A 7,371-nucleotide genomic window follows, 5' to 3' on the forward strand; every position below is an offset into this window, starting at 1 on the left:
GCGGAGGTTCTCGACGTCGTCGCGCAGCAGCTGCTGCTTGGCGATCAGAGTCTCGATGTGGGCGTCTACCGCGCCGGGCTCGTAGCCCCAGAATTTGCGGGTAAACGTCCTGGTGGGTTCGGTTACCACTCTCAATCCCCCTTCATACACTCGGTCAATCCGGCGCGGCCGCCCCCACAGGCCGAGAGTAGCTGTGAAACCGGTAGCGCAAGCCCTGGCGGCTGACCAGCCACTCCCCCGTTTCGCCCACCCACGCCTCGTCGAGCAGGGGGGCCAGCGCGTCTTCGTCGTCGCGCGGCAGATCGACGTCCACTTCGGTGACTTCACACCGGCTGGCCAATGGCAGCGCGAGCGCGTAGATCTGCCCCCCGCCGATTATCCACGTGAAGTCCGCACCAATCAGAGCCTGCTGCAGCGAACCGACCACCTCGGCACCGTCGGCCGCGAAGTCCTGCTGCCGCGACAACACAATGTTTCGCCTACCCGGCAACGGCCGAAATCTCGCGGGCAACGAGTCCCAGGTAAGGCGGCCCATCACCACCGTGTGTCCCAATGTCAACTGTTTAAACCGGGTCATGTCTTCGGGCAGGTGCCACGGGATACTGCCGGCGCGACCGATCACCCCAGATGTCGACTGAGCCCAGATCAGGCCCAGTTCGGAGCGGGTCATACAGCGACGGGGGCTTTGATCGCGGGGTGCGGGTCGTAGTTCTGCACGACGACGTCCTCGTAGGTGTAGTCGAAGATCGAATCCCGCTGGGCCAAAACAAGCTTGGGATAGGGCCGCGGCTCCCGGGTGAGCTGCAGCTCGACCTGTTCCACGTGGTTGTCGTAAATGTGGCAGTCGCCGCCGGTCCAGACGAATTCCCCGACGGCCAGGCCGGCCTGGTCCGCCATCATGTGCGTGAGCAGCGCGTAACTGGCGATGTTGAACGGCACCCCCAGGAACAGGTCGGCGCTGCGCTGGTAGAGCTGGCAGCTCAGGCGACCGTCGGCGACATAGAACTGGAAGAACGCGTGACACGGCGGCAGCGCCATCTGCGGTATCTCGCCCACGTTCCAGGCCGACACGATGATGCGCCGCGAGTCCGGGTCGGTACGCAGCAACTCCAGCGCGGCGCTGATCTGATCGATGTGTTCTCCGCTCGGGGTCGGCCAGGACCGCCACTGCACACCGTAAATCGGACCGAGATCACCTGTGTCGCTTGCCCATTCGTCCCAGATGGTGACGCCGTGTTCGTGCAGCCAGCCCACGTTGGAGTCGCCGCGCAGGAACCACAGCAACTCGTAGACCACCGACTTGAGGTGCACCTTCTTGGTGGTGAGCAGCGGGAAACCGTCGGCCAGGTCGTACCGGAGCTGCTTGCCGAACAGGCTGCGGGTGCCGGTGCCGGTGCGGTCGGATTTCGCGGTGCCGTTCGCGAGCACCTCACGCAGCAAGTCCTCGTAGGGCGTCGCGATCGGCACGCGGTCAGGATACGTCCAGGTGTCAGGAGTAGAACGGGTGCCATGCCGAAAATCGCCGACACCGTCACCACTCCCGACGGGAGCTGCCCCGTCCACCTGTTCACTCCCGACGGGGCCGACGGCCCCTGGCCAGGCGTGGTCATGTTCCCCGACGCCGGCGGCGTGCGGGAGACCTTCCATCAGATGGCGGCCAAGCTGGCCGGCTTCGGTTACACGGTGCTGCTGCCCGACGTCTATTACCGCGAGGGCGACTGGTCGCCGTTCGACATGGGCAGTGCGTTCAGCAATCCCGACGAGCGCGCGCGCATCATGTTCATGATCGGCACAGTGACCCCCGACCGGATCACCCGTGACGCCGAGGCGCTGTTCGACTACCTGGCCGGCCGCGAGGAGGTCAGGGGCGAGCGCTTCGGCGTATGCGGCTACTGCATGGGCGGCCGCATCTCGGTACTGCTGGCCGGACGCCTTCCCGAACGGGTGGCCGCCGCGGCGTCGTTCCACGGCGGTGGACTGGTGACCGACAACGAGCACAGTCCACACCTGCTGGCCGACAAGATGGACGCCCTGGTGTACGTCGGCGGCGCCGAGAACGATCAGTCCTTCACCGTTGATCAGGCCGAGCAGCTGGAAAAGGCGCTGACGGCGGCCGGCGTGCAGCACCGCATCGAGTGGTACCAGGCCGCCCACGGGTTCGCGGTGCCGGACAACCCGCCCTACGACGCCGTCGCCGATGAGCGGCACTGGGCCGCCATGACCGAGATTTTCGGCGAGGCACTCACCTAACCCCCGCGAGCAGACGCTAAAGCCCCCGACACGCTGTGCGTGCGGGGGCTTTAGCGTCTGCTCGGCACACTTAGGTGACCGGGAGATCCACCAGGGCGGCCAACCGGGAGCGGTGCTTGTAGGCAGTACCGAACGCGAGCTGGTCGCTCTTGGCGCGCTTGAGGAACAGATGCGCCGGATACTCCCACGTCATCCCGATACCGCCGTGCAGCTGCACGCATTCCTCCGCGGCATGTACCGCCGCCCCGCTGCAGAAGGCCTGCGCGAGGGACGCCGCGGTGGCAGCGTCGGCGTCGCCGCGCGCGCTGGTGTCGGCGGCATAGCGGGCCGCCGTGGTCATCGAACCAACCTCGAACCACAGATCGGCCAGCCGATGCTTGATCGCCTGGTACGAGCCGATCGCGCGGCCGAATTGCTTGCGCTCCTTGGCGTAAGCCAGCGTCGTCTCGAAGCACCACTGGGCCAGCCCGAGTTGCTCGGAAGCCAGTAGCGCCGCGCCGGTCTGCAACGCGGCGGTCAGCACCTCCGGGCCGGTCCCGACGCGGGTGGACGACGCGCCTGAGAAGCGCACGTCGGCCAGCGGCCGGGTCATGTCCAAAGACAGCACCGGGGACACCTCGACGCCGCCGTCGGCAACCGAAACGGTGTGCAGCTCGACCCCTGCGTCCCCGACCACCGGCACCACCAGCACGTCGGCCGCCGCGACACCGGCGACGCTGGTGACCTGCCCGGTCAACCCGTCGGACCCGGACGTCACCCCCGCCGCCACTTCCCACGGCGCGGTGGACAGTGGCACCGCCAGCGCCGCGGTGACCTCACCCGCCGCCAGCGCCGGCAGGGTCTCGGTGTCACCGGCAACCGTCAGCGCCACCGTGGCCAGCACGGCGCTGGGCAGGAACGGAACCGGTGCCACTGCACGCCCGATCTCTTCCATCACCACGGCGGCCTCGCGGACGGTCGCGCCGGCGCCGCCGAGCGACTCGGGCACCAGCAGTCCGGCCAGCCCGAGTTCGGTGCTGAGTGTTCGCCAGAGTCCGGAGAAGTCTGGCGGCGGCGAATCATAGGATTTGGCAACCTCTTCCAGCGGACACCGGTCGGCAAAGAGTTGCCGCACACTGTCGCGCAGCGCGTCCTCGGTGTCGGAGTAGAGCAGGTCGACGGTCATCGGGGCAGGTCCTTCCACGCGACGGACTTGTCGACCCGGTGCTCGCCGGGTAGGCCCAGCACCCGCTCGGAGATGGTATTGCGCAAGATCTCGGAGGTGCCGCCCTCGATCGAGTTGCCCTTTGCGCGCAGGTACCGGTAGCCGGCCTCACGACCGGTCAGGTCGACGATCTCGGGCCGGCGCAGCGTCCAATCGTCGTAGCGCAGCCCGTCTTCGCGATGCATTTCGATCTCGAATCCCGAAATCGCCTGCGCCAAACGGGCAAACGCAATCTTCATGCCGGCGCCCTCGGGGCCGGGCTGGCCGGCGACGGCCTGCTGGCGCAGCCGTTCGCCACTGAGCCGCAGGATTTCCGCTTCCACCCACAGGCGCATCAGTTCGTCGTGCATCGCCGGATCGCGCAGGCCCGGTTCCTTCCGCCATGCCTCGGTGACCTTGCCGATGTGGCCGCCTTCCCGCGGCGCACCGGCGCGCGCTCCGATGGCGACGCGCTCGTTGTTCAGGGTGGTGGTGGCCACCCGCCACCCGCCGCCTTCGGGACCGAGCCGGTTGGCGTCGGGCACCCGGACGTCGGTGAGGAAGACCTCGTTGAACTCGGCCTCGCCGGTGATCTGACGCAACGGCCGGACCTCCACGCCCGGTTGCGTCATGTCGCACAAGAAGTACGTCAGCCCAGCGTGTTTGGGCACGGTCGGGTCGGTGCGCGCGACGAGGATCGCCATCTGCGCGTGTTGTGCCTGCGACGTCCACACCTTCTGGCCGTTGACGATCCAGTCGTCACCGTCGCGGACGGCGCGGGTCGCCACCGCCGCGAGGTCGGAACCGGCGCCGGGCTCGCTGAACAACTGGCAGTAGATCTGCTCGCCGGTGAACAAGGGCCGCAAGAACTTTCGCTTCTGCTCATCGGTCCCGAAGGCCGCGATCGTCGGCGCGGCCATCCCCATGCCGATGTAGTTCTTCGGGGTGCCGCCGATGGGTGCGCCGGCGTCGGCGAGCCTGGCGTCGACACGTTCCTGCGCGGTCCGCGGCAGCCCCAACCCGCCGAATCCGACCGGCAGATGCACCCAGGCCAGGCCGGCGTCGAACTGTGCGCCGAGGAACTCCCGCGGCTCGGTGGTGGCCGGGTCGTGCGCCTCCAGTAGTTCCTGCACCCGCGCGTCGACGTCGACGTCGACTCCCGGGGCGCTCACTGTCCACCGCCGGACTGGTAACCCTGCGCCGGGCCGAGCAGCAGTCCACCGTCGATCACCAACGTCTCGCCGGTGATCCAACTGGCCGCATCCGAAACCAGGAAGGCGACCGCGCCGGCCACATCGTCCGGCTCACCGATTCGGCCCAGCGCGATCGTCTGCCCCAGCGGGTCCTCGTGGTCCTTCCACAGCGCCTCGGCGAGCCTGGTGCGCACCACCCCCGGGGCGATCGCGTTGACCCGCACCCGGGGTGAAAGTTCCAGCGCCAGTTGCTTGGTCACGTGGATCAACGCCGCCTTCGTGGCGTTGTACATGCCCATGGCCGGCGATTGGTGCAAGCCGCCGATGGAGGCCGTGTTGACGATCGCCCCGCCGTGCTCACCCATGCCGGACTTGACGACCAGCGACGTCCACAGCAGCGGCGCCCACAGATTGACATCGAAGATCTTGGTGAAACGGGCGTGGTCCTGATCGATCAGCGGACCATAGGCGGGATTGGTTCCCGCGTTGTTGACCAGGATGTCCACCCGCCCGAAGCGCTCCAAGGTCAGGTCGACGCAGCGCTGGGCCGCATCCTCGTCGACCGCATGCGCACCCACGCCCATGGCGCGGTCGCCGACCTGCGCCGCGGCCGCATCGGCGGCCTCCTGCTTGCGGGCGGTCAACACCACGTTGGCACCGGCCTCGGCCAGCTTCTGCGAGATTGCCAGACCGATGCCCCGTGAGGCGCCGGTGACGATCGCGGTGCGCCCGGTCAAATCCAAAGAAGTCATATCGATACGCCCGATCTATTTTTCAGGTTTTCCAACCTGCCGCACGTGGTATGCGCCAGGTATGTTAGCGAAACTAAACCTCATGAAACCACTGGTGGTGGCCGGGGCCGTCGCTGCAGCAATCGCCGCGGCGCCGATGGCGTCAGCCGACGTAGTCACGGCGGGCCCGGGCACTTCCAGTACCGGCATAACTCACTTCATTCCGCTCGACCCGGGCGGTGGCGGCTGCGACGCCAACGGCAACTGCGGGTCGGGCGGCCTCGACGGCGGCCCGGGCGGCGGTCCCGGTGGCCAGGGCTGCATCCCTGGTGTCGGCTGCGGCAACGGCGGCCAGTTCTGGGGTCCGGGTGGCATCCCGGGCGGCGAGGGCTGTCTACCCGGCGTCGGCTGCGGCTCCGGTCACGCCTGATACACGAGTCCTGATATCCGAACCGTTCAGAGTTCCCGGAGCGCGGTGATCCAGCTCCGGGACTCTGCCGGGTCGATCACGTCGTCGAGTTCGAACGTCGTGGCGGCCCGCAGCGCCTTGCCGTGCTGGTAGGCGGCGGCGACGAGCTTGTCGAACAACGCCTGACGTTCCAGTTCGTCGGCGGCAGCGGCCAATTCCTTGCTGAACCCAAGGCGCACAGCGCCTTCCAGCCCCATGCCGCCGATCTCGCCGGTGGGCCAGGCGACGGTGAACTGCGGCGCGCGGAACGAGCCGCCGGACATGGCCATCGCGCCCAGACCGTAGCCTTTGCGCAGGATGATCATGCCGAACGGTACGGTCAGCCGGGCCCCAAGGATGAACATCCGGCCGAAACGCCGCACCGCCGCGTCCTTTTCCGCTTCCGGGCCGACCATGAACCCGGGCGTATCGCACAGCGAGATGACGGGCAGGCGGAAGGACTCGCACAGGGTGAGGAAGTCGCCGGCCTTGTCGGCCGCTTCGGCATCAATCGCGCCGCCAAGATGGTGGCTGCTGTTGGCGAGCAAACCGTAGGGCGCGCCCTCGACCCGGACGAGCGCGGTGACGATGCCGACGCCGTAGTCGGCTCGCAGTTCCAGCACCGAGTCGACGTCCACGATCGACTCGATCGCACGGTGCACGTCGTAGGCGCGTAACCGGTTCTGCGGCACAACATGTCGGGCCAGCCGCGGATCGGGTGCTTGCCATTCCTGTTCGGCGCCCTGGAAGTAGGCCAGATACTGCTTTGCCAGCGCCACCGCATGCGCTTCGTCGCGGGCCACCAGATGCACCACACCGTTGCGGCGCTGTACGTCGATCGGCCCGATCGCCTCCGGCGGATACACGCCGAGCCCGCCGCCTTCGATCATCGCCGGCCCGCCCATCCCGATATTGGCGTCCGGCGTCGCGATGATCACGTCGCAGACCCCGGCCAGCGCCGCATTTCCGGCGAAGCAACGGCCCGAGACAATCGACACCAACGGCACCGTGCCCGACAGCGCCGCCAGCATCCGGAAGGTGGGTACGTCCAGTCCGGCCATGCCGCCCACGTCGGTGTCGCCCGGACGTCCGCCGCCGCCCTCGGCAAAGAGCACCACCGGCAATCGTTTTCGGGTGGCGAGCTCGAAGACGCGGTCGGTCTTGGCGTGGTTACGCATGCCCTGCGTGCCGGCCAGGACGGTGTAGTCGTAGGACACCACGACGGCCTGCGCGGCGTCGCGGCCGAACCGGTCCGCCCCGATCGTGGCGATGCCGGCCACCAGCCCGTCGGCCGGGGTGTTGGCGATCAAGTCTTCTTCGGAGCGCCGGCTGCGTTGTGCGGCGATCGCCAGGGCGCCGTACTCGACGAAGCTGCCGGGGTCGACCAGGTCGGCGATGTTCTCCCGGGCGGTCCGGCGACCTTGTTTGTGCCGCTTGGCCACGGCGGCTTCCCGTCCCTCGTCCAGTGTGACCAGGTGCCGTTGGCGCACTTCGTCGAGATCGGCGCGGGGTTGCTCGAGATCGGTTGGGGTTGACTGTGATTCGCCACCTTCGCCGGCCCCCGTG

Annotated in this window: 8 protein-coding genes and 1 pseudogene; 2 read left to right on the forward strand and 7 right to left on the reverse strand. The window is 68.1% G+C overall.

What is annotated here, in order from left to right:
• The 3 genes and pseudogenes from A9X01_RS31330 to A9X01_RS11700 form a co-directional block, all read right to left on the reverse strand.
• Nucleotides 1–129: pseudogene (locus A9X01_RS31330) on the reverse strand (cell division protein DivIVA); the annotation flags it as partial.
• A gap of 25 nt (nt 130–154) precedes the next feature.
• The gene (locus A9X01_RS11695) at nt 155–670 is read right to left on the reverse strand and encodes a dihydrofolate reductase (RefSeq protein WP_065120940.1); all 516 of its coding nucleotides are present in this window, start codon (nt 668–670) and stop codon (nt 155–157) included.
• Entirely contained in the window at nt 667–1,467 is an 801-nt protein-coding gene (locus tag A9X01_RS11700) for a thymidylate synthase (protein WP_065120941.1), read from the reverse strand. The genes A9X01_RS11695 and A9X01_RS11700 overlap by 4 nt, the downstream gene beginning before the upstream one ends.
• Before the next feature lie 42 nt (nt 1,468–1,509).
• Between A9X01_RS11700 and A9X01_RS11705 the strand changes: the two genes are divergently transcribed.
• Nucleotides 1,510–2,250, forward strand: a complete 741-nt coding sequence (locus A9X01_RS11705; protein ID WP_065120942.1) for an alpha/beta fold hydrolase — start codon at nt 1,510–1,512, stop codon at nt 2,248–2,250.
• A gap of 70 nt (nt 2,251–2,320) precedes the next feature.
• Here the strand turns inward: A9X01_RS11705 and A9X01_RS11710 are convergent, their stop codons facing one another.
• Genes A9X01_RS11710 through A9X01_RS11720 form a run of 3 tightly spaced genes read right to left on the reverse strand, consistent with a single transcriptional unit; the run spans nt 2,321 to nt 5,378 of the window.
• Nucleotides 2,321–3,415 (reverse strand): acyl-CoA dehydrogenase family protein, encoded by a 1,095-nt coding sequence (locus A9X01_RS11710; protein ID WP_065120943.1) that lies wholly within the window; start codon nt 3,413–3,415, stop codon nt 2,321–2,323.
• Nucleotides 3,412–4,605, reverse strand: a complete 1,194-nt coding sequence (locus A9X01_RS11715) for an acyl-CoA dehydrogenase family protein (RefSeq protein ID WP_065120944.1) — start codon at nt 4,603–4,605, stop codon at nt 3,412–3,414. The genes A9X01_RS11710 and A9X01_RS11715 overlap by 4 nt, the downstream gene beginning before the upstream one ends.
• The gene (locus tag A9X01_RS11720; protein WP_065120945.1) at nt 4,602–5,378 is read right to left on the reverse strand and encodes an SDR family oxidoreductase; all 777 of its coding nucleotides are present in this window, start codon (nt 5,376–5,378) and stop codon (nt 4,602–4,604) included. The genes A9X01_RS11715 and A9X01_RS11720 overlap by 4 nt, the downstream gene beginning before the upstream one ends.
• An 82-nt stretch (nt 5,379–5,460) precedes the next feature.
• Here A9X01_RS11720 and A9X01_RS11725 point away from each other — a divergent pair, with 82 nt between their 5' ends.
• On the forward strand, nt 5,461–5,787 hold the full coding sequence (locus tag A9X01_RS11725) for a PE-PGRS family protein (RefSeq protein WP_065120946.1): 327 nt from the start codon (nt 5,461–5,463) through the stop codon (nt 5,785–5,787).
• Between the two features lie 26 nt (nt 5,788–5,813).
• On the opposite strand, the gene A9X01_RS11730 is transcribed toward A9X01_RS11725, so the two are convergent.
• On the reverse strand, nt 5,814–7,371 hold a 1,558-nt coding region (locus A9X01_RS11730; protein ID WP_301336932.1), incomplete at its 5' end, for an acyl-CoA carboxylase subunit beta.

It is taken from the genome of Mycobacterium asiaticum (assembly GCF_001668675.1).
In the GTDB taxonomy this organism is placed as follows: Bacteria; Actinomycetota; Actinomycetes; order Mycobacteriales; family Mycobacteriaceae; genus Mycobacterium; species Mycobacterium asiaticum_D.